At 37.8% G+C, this 21,789-nt stretch carries 17 protein-coding genes; 16 read left to right on the plus strand and 1 reads right to left on the minus strand.

All coding sequences use genetic code 11. The features are described from left to right. The first annotated feature begins 1 nt into the window (after position 1). From WQ54_RS26275 to WQ54_RS26325, 11 genes are all read left to right on the plus strand, one after another. Positions 2-1,165 (plus strand): Gfo/Idh/MocA family protein, encoded by a 1,164-nt coding sequence (locus WQ54_RS26275; RefSeq protein ID WP_046588905.1) that lies wholly within the window; start codon positions 2-4, stop codon positions 1,163-1,165. A 61-nt stretch (positions 1,166-1,226) separates the two neighbouring features. Further along, complete coding sequence (locus WQ54_RS26280) at positions 1,227-3,536, plus strand: glycoside hydrolase N-terminal domain-containing protein (RefSeq protein ID WP_052737982.1); 2,310 nt, start codon at positions 1,227-1,229, stop codon at positions 3,534-3,536. A 90-nt stretch (positions 3,537-3,626) separates the two neighbouring features. Continuing rightward, on the plus strand, positions 3,627-4,748 hold the full coding sequence (locus WQ54_RS26285) for a glycoside hydrolase family 88 protein (RefSeq protein ID WP_046588907.1): 1,122 nt from the start codon (positions 3,627-3,629) through the stop codon (positions 4,746-4,748). A 194-nt stretch (positions 4,749-4,942) separates the two neighbouring features. Continuing rightward, positions 4,943-5,707 carry a DeoR/GlpR family DNA-binding transcription regulator gene (locus WQ54_RS26290; RefSeq protein ID WP_046588909.1) on the plus strand — a complete coding sequence of 255 codons (765 nt, stop codon included), beginning with the start codon at positions 4,943-4,945 and terminating at the stop codon, positions 5,705-5,707. Between the two features lie 123 nt (positions 5,708-5,830). Then, positions 5,831-6,586 carry a 2-dehydro-3-deoxy-D-gluconate 5-dehydrogenase KduD gene (gene kduD / locus WQ54_RS26295; RefSeq protein ID WP_046588912.1) on the plus strand — a complete coding sequence of 252 codons (756 nt, stop codon included), beginning with the start codon at positions 5,831-5,833 and terminating at the stop codon, positions 6,584-6,586. A gap of 149 nt (positions 6,587-6,735) precedes the next feature. After that, the gene (gene kduI, locus WQ54_RS26300) at positions 6,736-7,566 is read left to right on the plus strand and encodes a 5-dehydro-4-deoxy-D-glucuronate isomerase (RefSeq protein ID WP_046588914.1); all 831 of its coding nucleotides are present in this window, start codon (positions 6,736-6,738) and stop codon (positions 7,564-7,566) included. Positions 7,567-7,900: 334 nt separating this feature from the next. Next, entirely contained in the window at positions 7,901-8,593 is a 693-nt protein-coding gene (locus tag WQ54_RS26305) for a YesL family protein (RefSeq protein ID WP_046588915.1), read from the plus strand. A 329-nt stretch (positions 8,594-8,922) separates the two neighbouring features. Continuing rightward, entirely contained in the window at positions 8,923-9,756 is an 834-nt protein-coding gene (locus WQ54_RS26310) for an AraC family transcriptional regulator (RefSeq protein ID WP_046589097.1), read from the plus strand. Positions 9,757-9,770: 14 nt separating this feature from the next. Beyond that, positions 9,771-10,550 (plus strand): sugar phosphate isomerase/epimerase, encoded by a 780-nt coding sequence (locus tag WQ54_RS26315; protein ID WP_046588918.1) that lies wholly within the window; start codon positions 9,771-9,773, stop codon positions 10,548-10,550. Between the two features lie 45 nt (positions 10,551-10,595). Then, positions 10,596-11,759 (plus strand): Gfo/Idh/MocA family protein, encoded by a 1,164-nt coding sequence (locus WQ54_RS26320; protein WP_046588919.1) that lies wholly within the window; start codon positions 10,596-10,598, stop codon positions 11,757-11,759. Between the two features lie 17 nt (positions 11,760-11,776). Next, positions 11,777-12,868: a Gfo/Idh/MocA family protein gene (locus tag WQ54_RS26325; protein ID WP_046588921.1), complete on the plus strand. Its 1,092-nt coding sequence runs from the start codon at positions 11,777-11,779 to the stop codon at positions 12,866-12,868. Positions 12,869-12,946: 78 nt separating this feature from the next. On the opposite strand, the gene WQ54_RS26330 is transcribed toward WQ54_RS26325, so the two are convergent. Then, positions 12,947-13,813 carry an AraC family transcriptional regulator gene (locus WQ54_RS26330; protein ID WP_046588923.1) on the minus strand — a complete coding sequence of 289 codons (867 nt, stop codon included), beginning with the start codon at positions 13,811-13,813 and terminating at the stop codon, positions 12,947-12,949. 461 nt (positions 13,814-14,274) lie between these two features. Here WQ54_RS26330 and WQ54_RS26335 point away from each other — a divergent pair, with 461 nt between their 5' ends. The 5 genes from WQ54_RS26335 (at position 14,275) to WQ54_RS32175 (ending at position 21,738) form a co-directional block, all read left to right on the plus strand. Continuing rightward, positions 14,275-16,623, plus strand: coding sequence for a helix-turn-helix domain-containing protein (locus WQ54_RS26335; RefSeq protein ID WP_046588924.1), 2,349 nt, complete (start codon positions 14,275-14,277; stop codon positions 16,621-16,623). A 397-nt stretch (positions 16,624-17,020) separates the two neighbouring features. Beyond that, positions 17,021-17,926, plus strand: a complete 906-nt coding sequence (locus WQ54_RS26340; RefSeq protein ID WP_046589099.1) for a sugar ABC transporter permease — start codon at positions 17,021-17,023, stop codon at positions 17,924-17,926. An 18-nt stretch (positions 17,927-17,944) separates the two neighbouring features. Further along, on the plus strand, positions 17,945-18,841 hold the full coding sequence (locus WQ54_RS26345; protein ID WP_046588926.1) for a carbohydrate ABC transporter permease: 897 nt from the start codon (positions 17,945-17,947) through the stop codon (positions 18,839-18,841). Between the two features lie 119 nt (positions 18,842-18,960). Continuing rightward, positions 18,961-20,595, plus strand: coding sequence for an extracellular solute-binding protein (locus WQ54_RS26350; RefSeq protein ID WP_046588928.1), 1,635 nt, complete (start codon positions 18,961-18,963; stop codon positions 20,593-20,595). Between the two features lie 96 nt (positions 20,596-20,691). Beyond that, positions 20,692-21,738: a DUF5703 domain-containing protein gene (locus tag WQ54_RS32175; RefSeq protein WP_052737984.1), complete on the plus strand. Its 1,047-nt coding sequence runs from the start codon at positions 20,692-20,694 to the stop codon at positions 21,736-21,738. Positions 21,739-21,789 lie beyond the last annotated feature (51 nt).

The raw sequence follows: 21,789 nt of genomic DNA on the forward strand, positions 1-21,789 counted from the left end.
GATGGAAAACATCAAAATTGGCATTATTGGAATTGGAAATATGGGAAGTGCACACGCTGTATATTTGAACAATGGAGAAGTTCCTGGTGCAAACTTAGCTGCAGTCTGCGATCTAAATCATGAGAGGTTACAATGGGCGAAAACAACATTGGGAGAGGATATTCAAGTATTCGATGACCCAGATCAATTTTTGGCTCAAAGCGAAATAGATGCTGTAATTATTGCAACTCCTCACTATGATCATCCGACATTAGCAATTAAGTCGTTTAAAAAAGGATTACATGTTTTGTGTGAAAAGCCTGCGGGTGTGTACACAAAAACCGTACGCCAAATGAACTTAGCAGCGAAAAAGTCTGATAAGGTATTTGGGATTATGTATAACCAAAGGACAAACCCCGTCTATCAAAAATTAAGAGAACTTGTTCAGACAGGGGAATTAGGAGAAATCAAACGGACAAATTGGATTATTACAAATTGGTACCGTTCGCAAAGTTATTATGATTCTGGCGGTTGGAGGGCAACCTGGGCTGGAGAAGGTGGCGGTGTTCTCTTAAATCAAGATCCGCACCAGCTTGATTTGTGGCAATGGACATGTGGAATGATGCCAAAACGAGTACGTGCCTTCTGTGGATTCGGTAAATTTCATGATATTGAAGTAGAGGATGATGTAACTGCATATGTCGAATATGAAAATGGTGCAACTGGAGTTTTCATTACCTCTACAGGGGATGCCCCGGGAACGAATCGTTATGAAATTTCAGCAGATCGGGGAAAAGTAGTTGTTGAAGATGGAAAATTAACGTTTTGGAGATTAAAACAATCGGAAAGACAATTTAACAAGGAATATAAAGGCGGCTTTGGCCAACCAGAATGCTGGAAAATTGATATCCCTATAAAAGGGGCGTCAACTGAACATAAAGGAATCACCATCGATTGGGTCAATGCTATTAAGAACGGCACAAAACTTTTAGCACCAGGTGAAGAAGGGATAAAAGGGTTAGAAATATCAAATGCTATGCATCTATCTGCTTGGACAGATAATTGGGTGGAGCTCCCTATTAATGAAGACCTATATTATACGAAACTCCAAGAGAAAATAAAAGAATCTGCCCATTCGAAGAAGCAAATTGAAAATATTACGCTTAACGTCCATGGTACCCATTAATTAAAAGGGTGATGCTCTTAATTTCACTTAAGGATAGATTAATAGCTGAAAAAAGCAGGGAGTGGGAAAAATAAAGACTAGCAATCTAATTTGGTATAAGCAACCTGCAAAAAAGTGGGAGGAAGCACTACCGATCGGTAACGGCCGATTAGGAGGAATGGTCTTTGGCGGGGTCCACCAAGATAAAATTCAGTTAAATGAGGACTCTGTCTGGTATGGAGGGCCGAAGAAGGCCAATAATGTCAATTCCAGAAAATATTTGCCGCAAATTCGCCAATTATTATTCGAAGGTAAACAAAGAGAGGCTGAACATCTTGCGAGAATGACTATGCTCTCACAGCCAAGATACTTAAACCCGTATCAGCCTCTGGGGGAAATGTATTTATGGTTCCTCGAAGAGAAAGGTTGTGTTCAAGGGTACCAAATGAGCTTGGACTTGGAAACGGCAATTGCAAGCGTTAGCTATAACTTAAACGGAGCAAGCTTTTACCGTGAATATTTCAGCAGTGCTGTTGATCAAGTATTGGTTGTTCGGTTGGAGAGTGAAAAGCCAAATGGTTTGACATTTGGCGTCCATTTCATGCGCCGTCCGTTTGACGGAGGCAGCAGGGCAATTTCCTCCGATACAATCATGATGTGTGGGGACTGTGGGCGTGATGGCGTAGAATTTCGAACTGTAGTAAAAGCAGTAAATGAGGGCGGGAGTGTCAATACACTTGGAGATTTCATATCCATCGAGAATGCCAGCGCCGTAACCTTATTCCTTTCTGCAGCAACGACGTATCGATATGAAGTTCCCGAACAAGTTTGCATGCAGCGGATCGAGACCGCTGCATGCAAATCTTACTCAGAATTAAAAGATGCACACATTGCTGAATATCAGGAAAAATTTCACCGTGTTTCCTTGCGGCTCTCGGAAACGGAAATTGAAGAAGAGTGTAATCTGCTCCCAACTGATCAGCGGTTAAAGCGTCATCAGAAAGGAAAGGAAGATTTGGGTTTGGTCTCCTTATTTTTCCAATACGGAAGGTACCTTCTCATCTCTTGCTCAAGACCGGAAAGTCTGGCGGCAAATTTACAAGGAATTTGGAATGATAAATATACTCCACCATGGGAGTCTAAATATACAATCAATATCAATATACAGATGAACTATTGGCCTGCTGAAGTATGCAATCTGTTAGAGTGTCATGAACCGTTGTTTGATCTGATCGAACGAATGAGGGAAAGAGGCAGGATAACAGCCAAGGAGGTTTATGGGTGTAAAGGGTTTGTCGCTCATCACAATACAAATATCTGGGGAGAAACACATATTGAAGGGATTCCTCTAAGTGCCTCAATATGGCCGATGGGGGCGGCATGGCTGTCTTTGCATCTATGGGAACACTACCGATTCGGAATGGACGAAGTCTTTCTTAGGGATCGAGCCTTTCCAGTAATGAAGGAAGCGGCGGAATTTTTCCTTGATTATCTTGTAGAAGATAAGAATGGATTGTTATTGACTGGACCGTCCATCTCTCCAGAAAACACATTTATCCGTATTGATGGTATATCGGGTAATCTTTGTATGGGTCCGGCAATGGACAGCCAAATCCTGCATTTTTTGTTTACAGCTGTCCTTGAAGCCGGTAGAAGGTTAAAGATTGATCAGGAGTTTTGTTCAAAGATCGAGGAAATTAAAGAGCGATTGCCTAAGATAAATATTGGAAAGTTTGGACAGATTTTGGAGTGGGTTGAGGATTATGATGAAAAAGATCCCGGACATCGCCATATTTCTCATTTGTTTGCATTGCATCCCGGGGAAATGATCCATCCGGTTCATACACCAGAATTAGCCAAGGCAGCTAAGAGAACTTTGAAGAGAAGGCTTATCAATGGAGGAGGCCATACCGGTTGGAGCAGAGCCTGGATGATTAATTTCTGGGCCCGGTTAAGAGAGGGAGATGTTGCCTATGAGAACATTAGATTGCTATTAACCAGCTCCGTTTATACAAACTTGTTTGATGCCCATCCGCCATTCCAAATTGACGGTAATTTTGGAGCAACCGCTGGAATTGCAGAAATGCTTTTGCAGTCACATGCTGGAGAAATTGTTTTACTTCCTGCACTTCCTCAGGCTTGGAAAGAAGGGGAAATCCTAGGACTGCGGGCACGAGGAGGTTATGAATTTGATATTTTTTGGAAAGAAGGAGCATTGCATTCGGCAAAAATGAGAGTTTATAAAAGTGGTACCTGTCGGATACGTACTGATATTCCTTTTTCTATTATGTGTGAAAACGAGTTTGTATCAGGGAGTTGGCAGAATTCAACTCTTGAATTTTATACAGTTAAAGGAAAGGTATATAACCTATACGTGGTTTCCAATCAATGAAGAAAGTGTCGCTGTGATAATAAGAATCTAAAAGACTATAAAAGATGAAGCCAATTTAACGTTTAGAATTTATAACATAGGGGGAGCTTTATGAATAGTGGAGAACAATGGTCAAATGATACTTGGGAGAGAATTTATCATAAGGTAAAAGAAAGTAGCAGACGTATAGGAACAAGCTTTCCTCATGCATCTGTTGATGGAGTATATGATTCGATGCGTTCCTCATGGTGGACAGCTGGTTTTTGGCCGGGGATATTATGGCAGATTGTAGCAGACAATGGAGATACAGAGCTTCAGAGGATTGCTGAAGAATGTGAATTAAGGCTTGATGAATCTCTTTATGACCTGTCTGTACATCATGATTCTGGTTTTATATGGGGCTTGTCAGCTGTCGCAAACTATCAAATCACGGGAAGCAATGAATCACGGCATAGGGGATTTATGGCTGCTAGTCAGCTTGCCAGCCGCTTCAATCTTAAAGGAAGATATATTCGTGCATGGCATGATGATAAGCAGAACGGCAACCGTTCAGGATGGTCAATCATTGATACAATGATGAATCTATCCCTTTTGTATTGGGCATCGGAAACAACGAATGATCCTCGCTTTAAACATATAGCAATGGCACATGCCGATACAGTGCTTACGCATTTCCTGCGTCCAGATGGATCTAGTTATCATATACTATGTTTTGACCCGGAAACAGGGGAAAGAATTGGTGCTCGCAGTGGACAGGGTTATTCTGAAGATTCGGCATGGTCAAGAGGAAGTGCATGGACCATTTATGGTCTAGTAAACTCATATTTGCATACAAGAGAAAAACGGTATTTAAATGGGGCAAAACAAGCAGCGCATTTTTTCATAGCCAATCTCCCTGAAGACTTTGTACCTTATTGGGATTTTCGAGCACCTCTTAATGAAAATGCGCCAAGAGACAGTTCTGCAGGAGCATGTGCTGCCTGTGGCTTAATTGAACTTTCAAAGGTGGTCTCTGAAACAGAAGCTAATTTGTATCGTAATGCGGCAGAACGTATTTTGCATTCATTAGATGTTCATTATGGTGCGTGGGATTCAAATGAAGAGGGACTCATTACAAAAGGAACATCAAACTTCCCGGGGGGTACTCACATTAATACCCCTCTGATCTACGGCGATTACTATTTTGTAGAAGGGATTTCAAAATTAAGGGGAAGTTCAGTACACTTTTGGTAAAAGTAATGTTTGAATTTTAGTTATCTTTAATAAGCAGTCTCTTTTTACTAGTCTGTTTACCGAAAAAACTGCATTATTTTGGAAATTTGTCCGATTAATTATCTGTTCGTTCATTTCCCGAAAAATAAACGTTTGTTTTTGTTCGAAATTGTTCTATAATAAAAACTAAATAGTTTTTTTACGGGGGATTACCAATGCTTTCAGTGGAACGGCATGAACGAATAATCGAACAATTAGATAAAAGTAAAATTGTTAAGGTTTCGGAACTTAGCAAGTTATTAGAAGTGACAGAAAAAACGGTTAGAGGAGATCTGGAGCTTTTGGAGCAAAGAGGTCTCTTAAAGAGAATTCATGGAGGAGCAGTCATTGTTGAAGAAGAAGGAAGAATGCTCCCAATTGCTGAGAGGCAATCTCGTCATAGTGAGGTAAAGCTTGCGATTGCGAAAGAGGCAGTTAAGCTAATTAAGCCTAATGAGACGATTCTAATGGATGGCGGAAGCACGACACTTGCAGTTGCTGAATTACTTGGGGATTTCCCAATAACGGTTATTACAAATGATTTAAAAATAGCCAATGTTTTATTGGATAAAAATAATGTTCAGTTGATTGTCTTGGGCGGCACAAGGATTAATTATTCATCCTCTTTAATCGGGGCTCAAGCAACAGAGATGCTGGAAAGAATCAGGGTAAACAGATTGTTCTTTGGTACAACAGGTGTTTCTCTGGAACATGGCTTGACTGTCATAAACAGCATCCATGCTGATTGGAAGAAGCAAATCATAAAATGTGCGGACCATGTAACATTGCTTGCAGATTCGACAAAATTTGAAAAGGTAGCACTTATTCAATTTGCTTCTTTGGAAGAAGTGAATGAAATTGTAACGGATTCAAGATTGGATGATAAAGTAAAGGAAATGCTTGGAACCCAAAATATTACATTACAGATGGCTGAAATTTAATAAAAAACCAAAAAAAGATGACAAACGAACAATTAACCGTTGTCATCTTTTTTATTTGTGTTATAATCAAACCACAACGAACGAAATTGAACAATTACGCACTTATTTAGAGGAGGCTAGGAAATGGAATCTCTTTTTTCATTACAAGGCAAAGTAGCCTTAATAACTGGCGCCAGCCGCGGATTGGGCCAAGGAATGGCGGTCGGACTTGCTGAAGCAGGGGCAGCTGTTATTGGTGCCGGGATGAGTGATATGTCGGGAACTCGTAAAAAAATCGAAGAAATTGGCGGCACATTCTACGAAGTTAAAATTGATCTTTCACAAGATCAGGCCGCAGAAAAATTAGTCTCTGAAGCTTTATCTTTTACAAACAAGATTGATATTTTAGTAAACAATGCAGGAATCATACGGCGAGCAGAAGCAGAGAACTTCACGGATGATGATTGGTTCGAAGTGATTAAGGTGAATCAGCATGCTGTTTTCCAATTATGCAGAGAAGTTGGAAGACATATGCTGGAAAATCGTTCAGGCAGAATCATCAATGTTGCTTCCATGCTTTCCTTCCAAGGCGGGTTACGAGTACCAGCATACACAGCAAGCAAACATGCTGTTGCCGGCTTAACAAAATCACTTGCAAATGAATGGTCAAGCAGAGGTGTTAACGTAAACGCGATTGCGCCAGGGTATATGGAAACTGACAATACAGCACAGCTTCGCGCGAATACTGAACGAAATGAATACATTACATCAAGAATTCCGCAAGGACGTTGGGGCACCCCAGACGATTTAAAAGGTGCAGTAGTCTTCTTAGCCTCTGATGCTTCCAGCTATGTGAATGGTCATATTTTATGTGTTGATGGAGGATGGATGAGCTCTTAACGAAAGCGCAAGCGTCTTGATCAGCTCTTATAAGCATAGGGCGGAACATAATTGAATAGGTTCCTTGCCGAGGCTATTCTTTCAAATCTTGGTGTCAAAGCTCAAATGAATGCTTTTAAAATTTTTAATTTCGAAAGGGGAAATAAATAATGGAAATTAGACATGCTACAAATCCGGCAGATTTTAAATCGTATACAACAGAAAGATTAAGAAGTGACTTTTTAATCGATTCACTTTTCGTACAAGGGGAAATTAACCTGGTTTATTCACACTACGATCGTGTGGTAACGGGGGGTGCAATCCCAACTTCGCAAGCGCTTAAGCTTGAAGATCAAGAAACATTAAAAACTGATTATTTCTTAGAAAGACGCGAGGTAGGCATCATTAATATTGGGGCAGAAGGAACCGTATTAGTAGATGGTCAGGCATATACATTAAATAAAAGAGATTGTCTTTATGTTGGACTAGGCAATAAAGAAGTTTTATTTGAAAGCAGCAATGCATCTGATCCAGCTAAATTTTATATCGTTTCAACACCGGCTCATAAACAATATCCTACAAAAAAAGCGCCGATCGAAGATGCTGAGCCAAATCATTTAGGCTCTGACAGTGAGTCAAATAAACGTACTATTTACAAGTACATCCATGCTGATGGCATTCAGAGCTGTCAATTAATGATGGGTATGACTCTTTTAGAACCAAACAACATGTGGAACACAATGCCGGCACATCTTCATGACCGCCGTATGGAAGTTTACCTCTATTTCGATATGGATCAAGATTCCCGCGTATTCCACTTTATGGGTGAGCCAAAAGAAACAAGACACCTTGTTGTGAAAAATGAACAAGCTGTTCTTTCTCCGCCATGGTCAATCCATTCTGGTGTGGGCACAAGCAACTACACATTCATCTGGGCAATGGCTGGGGAAAATTATACGTTCACAGATATGGATGCTGTTAAGATGGATGAATTAAAATAATAAACTTTAATAGATAGTGCTGCTTATTCTGGGAAGTAAAGGGTAAGGGCACTATTTTTTTATGGAAGCGATGCAACACTTTTTATAGATTTGTCCACTTGTTAAATAGATTCTTAAATGTGACTTCTGCAGAAACAATGTAACATATGAGAACCTGCAGATGGCTATGCGCTGAGAAGGATTTAGGAAAAATTTAAAAGCGAGCAACTGTTTGTTAAGCAGCAAGCAAGTTTAATAGAATATTAATGTAAGAAAAGTCATTATTTAGATATAATACAATGAAAATTAATGCTATAATAGACGAAAGAATATTCAGAAAGCGGGATGTATTGTAATGACGGATCTTATGGGTGGACTAAATCGAATATTTGAATGGGTTATGCGATTGTCCGTGATAAATTTACTATGGATAGGATTTAATCTGCCAATCTGTTATTTGGCTCTTTCTTTACTTTATGCAAGTAACTCATCCGTTTTATTTATGCTATTAGCAACCATCGTCGTCTTGGCTCCTTTTTTCTTTTTTCCAGCAACAACAGCAATGTTTGGGGTTGTGAGAAAGTGGGTGATGGGTGAGCATGATGTCCCATTATTTAAATCGTATTGGGCATATTATAAGGAAAACTATGTAAGAAGTATGTCTGGAGGTCTTATTTTCTCTCTCATTTGGGTTATCTGGGGAGTTGACTTCTATTTCTTCTCTAAAGTTAATGTTATTTTAAGCTCTATCTTTTTAGTAGGATTTTTCTTTTTGTTTTTGTTTGCGCTTACTTTTTTTGCAAATACGGTTCACGCAGATTTGAAGTTTTTTCAGAATCTTAAAAATTCATTTTTCTTAACCTTACTTTATCCTTTTAATAATATATTGGTGGTTGTGCTTAACGGAATCATCATATATGTCAGCTTAACAATGTTTACCTTCCTTATACCGTTTTTTATGGGTTCACTAATAGCCTTTGTCTCCTTCGCAGGTTATTATCAAAAGGTTTCGAAAATCCAAGGATCCAAAAAGGAAGCGATTGAATAATTGAAAACTTGCAGCAGAAACTTGGTTAGTCATAGAGACGGCCAAGTTTTTTGTTAAAGAAAGTTTACCTTTTTATGCTAAGTTTTCTGTCTTATACATTTCATTTTATTTGCCTTAGGTTGAGTGATGTGCGTCCGCTGCTTATAGTTAAATAAAAGGAAGAAAAGACGTATACATTGAACTAAAAAGCTAAAGAATACTTATTCAAAAAATCAAAAGACGCTCAGATAATTTTAAAAGAAAACTAGATAATCTGAGACCATGAATATACTAATGGTTTTCACTATAATAATATTAGATTCATTGGAGGTTTGAATGAATTGAGTGAAATGGTGACAGCTAGTTATCGAAATAAGTGGAATGGTCCGTTCCATTATCATTCACATCAGGATTATGAAATCTATTTTTTCCATGCAGGGGATTGCAGATATTTAATTCACAATCAAATTTATGATCTAGAGCCCGGGGATATTTTGGTCATGGATGGCCTGACCTTACATAAACCAAATGTTAGTCCCACGAGTGAATATGTGCGAAGTGTGATTCAATTTTCCCCTCATTGGATCAAAGGTGTTTTGATAGAAATGGGCGGAATGTATTTACTTGAAACCTTTCAAACATTACACAATTGTTTAATAAGAACAAATGAAAATGAAGAATCAAAAGAACTTGAGAAAGTGTTTTGCCGCCTTGCTGAGTTACATCGAACGGCTGAATTCCCAGATATCCAAGCGGAGACAGAAATGAAGGTATTGCTGCTGCAGGCTTTAATTAGTGTTCATAAGCTTGGAAGGATGAATTCAATTGAAATCCCTCATGAAAAAGAAGATAAAGCCGTGCATGCTGAAAACATTGCAGATTATATCCAAAATCATTTTATGAACAAATTGACTTTGCAGAGTATCGCAGACAATCTGAATGTAAGCAGATCTTATGTTGCTCAAGTGTTTAAGACAATGACAGGCTATACGGTTATGGAATATGTAATGGAATGCCGTCTAACACAGGCAAAATACTTACTCGAAATGGAACCGCTTAAACCATTAAAGGATGTTTCTTTTGAATCCGGATTTGAAAGCGCTACACATTTTAGTCGATACTTTCGAGAAAAAACAGGGGTAACGGCAAAAGAATACCGCCAAATCCGTCTAAAAAATAGATAAAGGAAGTGTTTAAAGTGGAGCAAAAATTTGCAGCACAACTTTTTACATTGCGAGAGGAATTAAAGGAAGGTATCCGCCCGCTATTTAAGACGCTTAAAGATATGGGCTGGGCAGGTGTGCAAATTTCCGCTTTGCCTCAAGGTTATGATCAAAACGAAGTGGCACAGGCGTTAACAGAAAATAACTTACATGCAGTTGGAATGCATATATCTCTAGACCGTTTAAAAAATGACCTAAATGGTGTATTAAAAGAAGCAGAATTATATGGAACAAAAGATATTATTCTTCCATCGGTTCCAGCTGATTTGAAAACTCCAGAAGGGTACAAAGAAATAAAAAGGATCCTGAACCAGATTGCAAACGAAGCACCTGAATATCGAATTTCCTATCATAACCACGCATTTGAATTTGATACCCAAATAGATGGACAGGATGCCCTCCGTTATTTGCTAGATCCATCAGATGATAATAGGATTCTAGCAGAAATAGATGTATATTGGCTGAAAAAGGCCGGCCGAGATCCGCTTGAATATATAGCTCCTTATGCAAACCGGATGCCGATCATCCACTTAAAGGATATGACAAATGATCAGCGGCAAACCTTTGCAGAAGTAGGAACAGGTGTTATAGATTTTATTCCTATTTTACAATGGGGTGAAGCAAATGGTATTGAATGGTATGCAGTTGAACAGGATGTTTGTGAACACCCGCCATTAGAATGCCTAGAAACAAGTCTGCGAAACTTAAAGAAATTTGCAGATCAAGTAAAGGAAAAAGAGAATTCTAGACTGTAGGGTTTCTTATGAGAGCAAATAAATTTAGATGATGAGGTGAGGCAGATGAATTTAATTAAAGTTGGCGTTATTGGTATTGGAAATATGGGCAGATCGCATGTAAAGCTTTTAAGTAAAGGAAAAATAAACGGAGCTATTCTAACGGCAATATGTGACCCATTTCAAGATCAACTCGAATCATTAGTAAGCGATTCACAAAGCGATGTGCAGATTTTTCGAGATGAAGATGCCTTTTTAAATGAATCTGGAATTGATGCAATCCTGATTTCTACTCCGCATTATGATCATCCGAAGCTTGCTATGAAGGCATTTTCAAAGGGTATGCATGTTCTTATTGAAAAACCGGCAGGTGTCTATACGAAAAATGTCGCTGAAATGAATAAAGCTGCTGAAGAAAGCGGCAAAGTCTTTTCCATAATGTATAACCAACGGACAAATCCGATTTATCAAAAATTGCGCGAGCTGATTCAAGCTGGTGAACTCGGTGAGATTAAACGTACGAATTGGATCATTACCGATTGGTATCGCTCGCAAAGTTATTATGATTCAAGTGAATGGCGGGCAACCTGGCAAGGTGAAGGCGGGGGTGTTTTATTAAATCAGGCCCCACACCAATTAGACCTATGGCAGTGGACTACAGGGCTTATGCCAAAGAAAGTTCATTCTTTTTGTAACTATGGAAAATACCATGATATAGAGGTTGAGGACGATATCACAGCATATGTAGAATATGAAAACGGGGCGACAGGAGTATTCATTACCTCTACTGGTGAGGCACCTGGAACAAACCGTTTTGAAATTGCTGGTGACCGCGGGAAGATGGTTGTGGAAAACAATAAGCTTACCTTTTACCGCCTAACTCAATCTGAACGGGAATTTAACGCAACATATAAAGGTGGTTTTGGAAATCCTGAATGCTGGACGATCGATATTCCTATTAATGGAAAAAGCGCAGGACATCAAGGGATTATTCAAAATTGGATTGATTCAATTACAAATGGTACACCACTGCTGGCTCCTGGTGAAGAGGGTATCAAGGGAGTTCAAATCTCTAATGCAATTTATTTATCCTCTTGGCTTAACCAGCCGGTAGAATTACCGGTTGATCCAGATCTTTATTATGAAATGCTGCAAGAAAAAATTAAGAATTCATCTTTTCAAAAAAAGAACGTAGAAAAAGTGAATTTAGATGTGTCAGGAACGCATTAAGGAGAGGAGATTAAACAATGACGAAGGATGGAATGAACTATGCACCAAAAGGGAAACCAAATCCTGTAGTTGAAAAAGGAGAGTTTCAATTTGCTGCAGCTGCTCTTGACCATGGGCATATTTTTGGCATGTGCAACGGGTTAATTGAAGCAGGGGCAACATTGAAATGGGTGTATGACCCCGACCCTCAAAAAGTAGCTGGGTTTGTCAAGGCTTTTCCTGATGTCATGCCAGCAGAGTCATTAGAGCAAATATTATCCGATGATTCAATCAGGCTTGTCGCTGCTGCAGCGATTCCTTCAAAACGGAGTGAGCTTGGTAATCAGGTGATGCGAGCGGGAAAAGATTATTTTACAGATAAAACTCCTTTTACAACTCTTGAACAGCTTGAAGAAACAAAAAGAGTAGCAGAGCAAACTGGCCAAAAGTACATGGTTTATTATAGTGAGCGACTCCATGTGGAAGGAGCTGTTTATGCTGGTGAATTAATCGAGAAGGGAGCAATCGGCCGTGTGATTCAAGTTACCGGCTTTGGACCTCATCGTCTTAATGCTCCAAGCCGCCCGGACTGGTTTTTTAAGAAAGAGCAATACGGCGGAATTTTATGTGATATTGGCAGCCATCAAATTGAGCAATTTTTATTCTATGCCGGCTGTAAGGATGCAAAAGTTTTGCATAGTAAAATTGGAAACTATCATAATCCAGAATACCCTGAGTTAGATGATTTTGGAGATGCCACCTTGGTTGGAGATAATGGCGCAACAAATTACTTCCGCGTAGATTGGTTTACACCTGATGGATTAAGTACATGGGGTGACGGAAGAACTTTTATTATTGGAACAGAAGGTACCATTGAAATCCGTAAATACGTGGATCTTGCCAGAGACAAAAAGGGAAATCATGTCTATTTAGTGAATAAAGACGGAGAGCAGCATTTCACTGTTTCCGGCCAGGTTGGGTATCCGTTCTTTGGCCAGTTAATCCTGGATTGCATAAATCGAACAGAAAATGCAATGACTCAGGCTCATGCCTTTAAAGCAGCAGAATTATGCTTGAGGGCGCAAGAGCAAGCAGTATTTATCACAGAGCAACAAGTACAGGTAAAATAAGTGAAAAAGGAAACAACCCTTAGCATATAAACTCGCATAAGGGTTGTTTCCTTTTCGCATTCATTTCATAAAAATTTGTCAGAGTGTTACTGCCTTTTTCCGATATTCCTTCGGTGTCATCCCCGTATGCTTCTTAAATGTCCGATAAAAATAAGGCATACTTTGAAAGCCGCATTGTTCTGCAAGTATATTCACCTTATCCTTTGTATTCCAAAGCAATTCCTTCACCTTGATGATCCGTTTTGTCGTGATATAGTCGGTTACACTGATTCCTATTAACTGCTTAAATACACGGCTAAAGTGTGAAGGTGAAACTGCAGCATATTTTGCTAAAAAATCTAACTCTAGTTTCGTATCGAGATGTTGATCGATGTATTGGAGTGCAGCTCGAACCCACTCTGGTTCAAATTGTGGGTTCTTTTCAGTCTCCCTGTCGATTAAACAATTTCGATTTAAGTATACCAAAATAATATGAAGCCAATGAATGATCAGTTCTTGGCTATCATGGTTTGCTTGACTAACTTCATCCTTCATTTTGTCTATGTAAGCTTCGATCTCTTTTAAAACATTATGATCTAATGTGAATTTATATGATTTATGTTTCTTACATAGATCTGCCAGCATCAAATAGGTAAAAGAATGTTCAAGCAATGGAGTATGGATTAATAACGGACTGAAAAAAATGGCTGTTGAGGTAATAGGGTTTTCTTTGTCAGGAAATGCACGATGAATCGTATTACCCGGAATGATAAAGATGTTTCCAGCTTGCATCTCATGAAACGACTGATCGATAAAAAAAATCCCTTTCCCGCTGTAAACATAGACAATTTCATGCCAATCATGCAAATGGTCGGGAAGTTCATTCTGAGGATTTTTCGTATCCTTATAGACGATAGAAAAAGGAAAATGAGATTGATCATTAAATTGCTTACGCAAAGGTTTCATTTAATAGGGTCCTTTTTAGTTTGATTATACATGACTAATAACATGAAAAGGTATAAAAATATCAGAATAAGTCATTTTTATATCAAAACAGTTGTGATAAATTTTAGTGAAAATAGGATCAATTTATATGGAAACCATCTCAAAATGGAACTGATGGTTTTTATCATGCAAAAACTTTAAAACTATCAATGTAGTTATTCTTTCAAATCTGCATAGATATCATATGATTTTCAACAGGTGATATTCCTGTATTAAACCACCCCATGATACTACTTCTTTTACAGAAAAAACGATTCTTCCAATCAGAATATATAGTTTAAAAGGGAAATGCTCCAATTTTATAGAAAATACTATTAGGAGTGGGTTTATTTAGCAAAGAATAGAGGTTTTATGAAGAACATTAAATGAAATGAAAGCGCTATCTTAAATGCTGACTTTAATGGATTGGAGGGAATCACTACATGCTAAAGAAGAAATTAACAAAAACATTCAGGAAGTTCTTGCTTTCATATGTTATCATTCTTTTATTTCCACTTATTACTGGATTTGTATCTTACCAAGTGTCAATCAATGTTGCAAAGTCAAGTTCCATCGAATCAAGCATGTTGATTTTGAAAAAGAGTAAGGAGATTTTAGAAAATCGGATGATGGAAGTGGAGAGATTTACCAGGCAGCTTCAATCAGTAGAAGATTTTAATGAGCATTTAAGTGCAACAGCAGAATCTGGCCCAATTGATTTATATAGTTTGCGAGAAACGTCACGTTATATTTCATCCTATGCTCATACGAACGATTTTTTAACGGACTCCTATATTTATTTGAAAAATTATAATGTTATTTTATCTAATGGTTCCGTCTTTTTCAGAGTCGATCATTTCTATGAACTTTATCATTACAATGACCTTTCCTTCGATCAATGGAAAAAAACAATTTTGGAAGGGAATCATCAGGGGAAGATTATACCCGTTCGTTCCTATACGAGTAATAAAAAGGATCTTTCTGTTATCACCTATGTACAGTCACTGCCTATAAATAGCTTTAATAAACCATTAGGTACATCTGTTATTACGATAGATCACCGAAAAATTGGCTCTCTGTTAGAAGGATTATCAAAACAATATGGAGGCTGGGCCTTTATTGCGGACAATGAGGGGAATCCACTAACAATGGTAGGAATTGATGAATCTCAAACGAAGAAGATCGTCGAAAAGTTAAAAAAGCAAGCAGGCTCAACAAATCAGTATCTAGAAAATGGAACAATGTTAATATCAGCAGAATCAGATTTTAACGGCTGGCAGTATGTTGCCGGAATACCTAAGCAAGGTTTAATGGAAAAAGCAGAAATTATTAAACATATGACATGGATGGTCACAGGGAGCACATTATTAATCGGTATGTTGCTTTGTTTGTTTTTAGCATATCGGAACAGCACCCCAATCCATAAATTGATGGATGTAGTAAGAGAGCATATTGGTTCAGATGTTTCAAAGCATAAAAACGAATATGATTTTATACATGGAAATATATCCAATCTTATATCAAATAATAAATCGCTTAAAAGTGAATTAACGAGTCAGAAGCAAATCGTAAAGGATTCGTTTATAAAGAGTTTATTAAATGGAGAATTTCCTACCCAACAAGGAATAAAGGATCGTACAGAACAATTAGAAGTATACTTTCAAGGTGATGTTGGATATGTCGGTATCCTGAAAATAAATGGTTATGGCCATATGGAAAATAAAGAGATTCATGATGAGTTGGGTGCTGCACGTCTTATTATTAAACGGACCCTTACAGAATTAGAACCGACAATCGTTTTGACTGATTTACATTCGGATAAGGTAATTGTTATTTTTTCATTTAATAGAGAAAAAGAGAAGGATGCAGCAAATGAAATAAAACGCATCATTCATACTCTTTCTTTATCGATGGAGAGGGCTTATCGCATTTCGATATCAGCTGTTATTGGCAGATCCTTTAGGAATTATCTTGACATTAGCCGTTCCTATCATGAAGCAAAAGAGGCTTTGGATTATACCTTCACATTGATGGATGGAAGCAAAATGTTATGGTACAAAGATATGGAAAAGGAAAATTCGATCTTCTATTATCCTATTGATCTGGAACTTCGGCTTGTGAATGCAATTAAAACCGGAGAGTCACATGAAGTAAATCAAATATTGGAACAAGTTTTCCGGGAAAATTTTTGCGAAAGGGATTTATCGCCTAAGATTGCAGAACAGCTTCTTGAAGAGATTAAATCTACACTAATTAAAACGTTTGACTCAAATATGTATCAGGGTTCTGATCAATCAAAGGATTTGATAAAAAAAGTTTTACAAGTTCAACTGAAGCAGGAAATTAAACAAGTATGGAAAGATTTTGAGAATTTAACTGAAGAATTTTGCAACCTAGTTAATAAAAAGAAAAGAGAAACGAATGATCATGCAATAAAATTAATTATGAAGTTTTTGGAAGATAACTATAGCGATCCAGACCTATCTTTGTATCGGATTTCTGAAAAAATAGGTCTTCCTGAAAAGTTTGTTTCACAGCTTTTTAAAGAGCAATTAGGAGAATTTGTTTCAGATTATATTGAAAAAATCCGGATAAATAAAGCTTCAGAGCTATTAGTAACGACCGATCAGACAATTGAGGAAATTTCGATTCATGTCGGCTATAATTCTGCTCATTCATTTCGCAGGGCTTTTAAAAGGGTTTTACATGTTACTCCAAAAGTCTATAGGCAAACAATCAGTTATAACGATGGAACAATAAATAGTAAAAGTAAGAAGCAAGCAAGTTCATAAATTTCATTTTAAAACAAATAGAGTTTATTCTATTTGTTTTTTTGTGTATTTTCCATTTTATCAGGAAAATTAACATGAAAATTTAATTGTACCTTCTAAAATCAATTGTACCTTTTAAACATTTTTCCTCATTTTCTTTGTCAGCCTCCCAAAGACGAATCCTCTTTATTCTCATAACGATTGTCCTTAGTATGTTATTCATTTATTTCTTAATTGTCCCTGACAAAATCAATTGTACCTATGAAGGAGCAGTAATTCATGTTACATTCAAACCAGTTTAGCAGCCGAAATGATGACAGCGTTTACAAAAATGAGGATAGGAGTGATTAAGTTGAAAGTCGAGATATCAAATAGGGCTTTACCAGCTTCAAGTACCCAAAAAGTAAAGCCAACCATCTTGGGCGAGGCAAAAAAATCCTTTAGAAGACACTGGCAATTTTATCTTCTGGTCATCCCGCCGGTTTTATATTTCATTATTTTTAAGTATATACCGATGGTCAATTCCGTTATTGCCTTTAAAGATTATAGTGTTGTTAAAGGAATCTGGGGAAGCGAGTGGGTTGGATTAAAACATTTTGAGCTCTTTTTTCATAATCCGCAGTTTTGGGTGCTTATAAAGAATACATTCTTCCTAAGTTTGTATGCTTTAGCCGTTGGTTTCCCTATACCAATTCTATTGGCACTTTGTTTAAATGAAATTCGTAATGGCATATTTAAAAAGACAGTCCAGATGGTGACGTATGCGCCCTATTTTATTTCAACTGTTATCATCGTTTCAATGTTAACATTAATGTTTTCTCCAAGACTAGGAATCGTTAATCAACTTTTGAGTCATTTTGAACTTGAATCAATTAACTTTCTTGGTATGCCGGAAATGTTTAGGGACATTTATGTATGGTCAGATGTGTGGCAGCATGCAGGGTATTCTGCAATTATTTATTTGGCAGCGCTATCAGGAGTTGATCCGTCTCATTATGAAGCAGCAAAGGTTGACGGGGCCACAAGGCTTCAAAAAATTATTTATATCGACATACCGAGTATCATGCCTGTTGCAACGATTATCCTCATTTTAAGTGTAGGCAACATAATGGCGCTTGGTTTTGAAAAAGTCTTTTTATTGCAGAATCCGCTTAATCTTTCTACATCTGAAGTAATAGCCACATATGTTTACAAAATAGGCTTGTTGAATGCGAACTTTAGTTTTGCCACTGCCGTTGGCTTATTTAATTCAATCATAAATCTAGTTTTACTGGTAACTGTAAATGCACTTGCAAAGAAAATTTCTAAAAACGGCTTATGGTAATAAGGGGGGAATGAAACAATGATTGGACGAAAAAACAAAATAAAAGAATCATTTACTGATCGATTTTTTCTTACTTGCGTTTACCTTTTTTTATCTCTCGTTTTAGTGGTTGTTCTTTATCCGCTTATCTATATTGTCAGTGCATCAATAAGCAGTCCTGGGGCAGTCTCATCGGGAAAAGTATGGCTATGGCCAGTCGACCTGTCCTTTAAAGGCTATGAAATTATTTTTAGTAATTCACAGATCATTACAGGATATACAAATTCACTCATTTATACTCTTTTCGGCACCTTGATTAGTGTGACGTTAACGGTGTTAATTGCCTATCCTCTATCTAGAAAAACATTTTTTGGACGAAATTTTTTAATGTTTTTTATCGTATTTACGATGTTGTTTTATGGAGGTTTGATCCCAACTTACTTAGTTGTGAAGTCTTTAGGGATGGTAGATACGAGATGGGCTCTGTTAATTCCTAATGCGATTGCCGTTTGGCAGGTTATTATCGCACGTACCTTCTTTCAAACCTCTATACCAGATGAATTAGTCGAGGCGAGTGAAATGGATGGCTGCAGTGATTTGCGTTTTCTTTGGTCTGTTGTGCTTCCATTGGCCAAGCCTATTATAGCAGTTCTTGTTTTAATGTATGCAGTAGGACAGTGGAACGCTTATTTTGACGCCTTAATTTACTTAAAGAACCCGGACCTGCATCCGCTTCAATTGGTCCTTAGAAATATTATTATTTTGAATACAAGCACCGCCGGAATGGAAGCATCGGAAATGATGGAAAGACAGCAACTGGCTGATCTAATGAAATATGCCTTAATCGTTGTGGCAAGTTTACCTGTTATGCTGATTTATCCATTTGTACAGCGCCACTTTGTAAAAGGGATGATGATTGGTTCGGTTAAAGGATAAGAAGGAAATATTTCGCTGATTTTGAAGGGAGTGATGCAGGTGTAAATACACTGAAATCTATCTTTATCTATTTCCTAGATTGATAATGTTCTCATTTTAACGAAAAGGGGAAGGTTACGATGAAAAAGACAATCATGCTGTTTTTATCACTTTTACTTACTTTAAGTCTTGCTTTAGCAGGGTGCAGCAACAATGAAAAAACGGACGTGTCACAAGAGGGAAGTGGAGATGGTCCAGTCAAAATAAAGGTCTTTGCTCCGCAGAATGCTGAAACGGACCTAGAAACGAATTCATTCAGCAAACTTGCAGAAGAGAAGTTTAATATAGATCTCCAATGGCAAACAACGACGTTTGATGCTACTTCCGCAAGTGAAGTTAGAAATATTGCCCTTGCCAGTGGAGATTACCCGGATCTCTTTCTCCTTATTCCATGGGTCGATCAGTTTACTCAAACAGACTTACTGCGCTATGGAAAACAGGGGGTTGTTCTTCCATTAAATGATTTGATTGATAAGCATGCTCCAAATATCAAGAAAGTGTTAGAGAATCATCCGTATTATAAGGCAATGGCAACCGCGCCGGACGGGAATATTTACGGATTGCCGCAATTAAATGAGTGCTTCCATTGCTCGTATGGAAATAAACTTTGGATCAATACAGACTGGCTTGAAAAATTGAAGTTAGAAATGCCAACAACACCAGAAGAATTAAAAAATGTTTTAACAGCTTTTAAAACTCAAGACCCAAACGGAAACGGTAAACAAGATGAAGTTCCGTTGAGCGGTTCTCCTGGCTTAGTTGAATCTTCTGTTATTCCTTATTTAATGAATGGTTTCATTTATGATGATTCAAGATCACGCTTGCTTTTGGAAAATGGAAACGTTGATCTTGCTGCGAATAAAGAGGAATGGAAGGAAGGTCTTTCTTATATTAAATCGTTATATGAGGAGGGGCTAATCGATAAAGGTGCCTTTTCACAAAATACGGAGGCCCTCCAAAAAACAGGAAATAATGCAGATGCGCAAATTTTAGGAGCAGCTACCTCCATGCATCCGGGAGTATTTGTTTCTGAGGCTGAGTATCAAAAAGACTATGATGCTGCTGGACCGCTTAAAGGGACAAATACTGGTTATGCGACATACAATTTTCCAAGCAGTCCTGGCGGAGCATTTGTGTTAACAAATAATGCAAGTGAAGAAGCACAGATTGCTGCTATTAAGCTAGTTGACTATATGTTTACTCAAGAAGGTCAGATTCGCAGTCACTTTGGTGAAGAAGGTGTAAGCTGGAGAAAGCCTCAAGAAGGAGATGTAGCCATTGAGGAAAAAGCAGAAGCTATTTTAGCGCAAATTCCTTCTAAAGAAGGCGAAGAACCGCGTAACGATAGTTGGGGAGCAATGGCGCAATATTATCAACCAAGAGAATTCAGGGATGGATGGATCCAAGCCACTGATATTTATTCACCTGAAGGATATGAACGCAGATTACAGGAAGCAACACATTTATATGAAGGAAAAGAGCCTTCTGAGGTTTTCCCGCATTGGGCAATCTGGATTGACCCTGCAGTTGCAGATGAAGCCGCGATGATTCGGACGAATATTGAGGACTATATTGAGCAAAATTCACTGCAATTTATTACAGGCTCAAAGGATTTAGACAAGGAATGGGAATCGTATGTTCAAGGGTTTGAACAATTAAACCTTAAACGTTATCTAGAGATTATGCAGGAAGCTTATGATAACTCTGATTTATAAAAGGAGCTTTGTTAGGGTTTGATAAGCAATAAAAGAAAAGCCGATGGAGGTATTCTTCATCGGTTCCTTCCTTATTTAGAAACAAGGAGATGAAAAATGCTGCAAAAATTGTTGGAATCCTATAATGTGAAATGGTGCAAAGAAAGCATAGACTCATCTGAATCAATGCCTGTTGGAGGAGGAGATATTGGTCTAAATGTATGGGTTGAGAACCATGAGCTTCTCTTCTATATCTCACGAAGCGGAACAATCGATGAAAACGGACAAATGTTAAAGGCAGGACGCTGCAGAATTAGAATGAACCCAAATCCATTTAAGCAAACTTCTGAATTTATTCAAGAATTAAACCTTTCTCAAGGGATTATCCATATTGCTGCAAAAGATGAGCAAAATAGATTTGTGAAAATAAAGATTTGGGTAGAAATCAATCAACCGGTTATCCATGTTGAGCTTGAATCTGAAGTTGAACGAACAGTTGAAGCCATTTTTGAAACTTGGAGAACGGGCCCTCGTCTTATCATTAATCGAGATCCATGTTCTACATTAATTGATTATCCAGGAGAAGTTTTTACATATCCGGATAAAGTAGAATTTAAGGAGGGTGGAGTCTTATTTTACCACCAGAATGACCCAAACAAGCTCATGTTTGATAAAGAGGTTCAATTGCAAAGCTTAGATGAATATCGAGATGAAATCTATCATCCAACAAAAAAACTGGTATTTGGAGGCTTTCTCTCATGCAGTGAAATGTCTCAAAATGAAATCATAAAAGGATCCTATCAGGGGATTCCTTATCAAGGGTGGTCATTGAGGAGCAACTCACCACTAAAAAAATGTACAATTGATGGATATTTCCATACCTCATATGCTCCTAATATTGAGGTATGGAAAAGTGAATTGCAAAAAGCGATTGAACAAAACAACAACCGGAATAAAACTTGGGCTTTTCATCAAAAATGGTGGAGGGAATTTTGGGACAGAAGCTATATATTCATAAAGCCAAATGAAAAAATTCCTGAAGACCCCGTTTGGAAAATAGGAAGAAACTACCAATTATTCAGATTCATGCTAGCTTGCAATGCAAATGGTAAAGAACCAACAAAGTTTAACGGAGGGCTTTTTACATTTGTTCCTGTTCGTTAAGGAAAACTATAATTCTGAGACACCAGATTTTAGGAGGTGGGGAGGCAGTAC

The organism is Bacillus sp. SA1-12 (assembly GCF_000981385.1).
Lineage (GTDB): Bacteria > Bacillota > Bacilli > Bacillales > Bacillaceae > Metabacillus.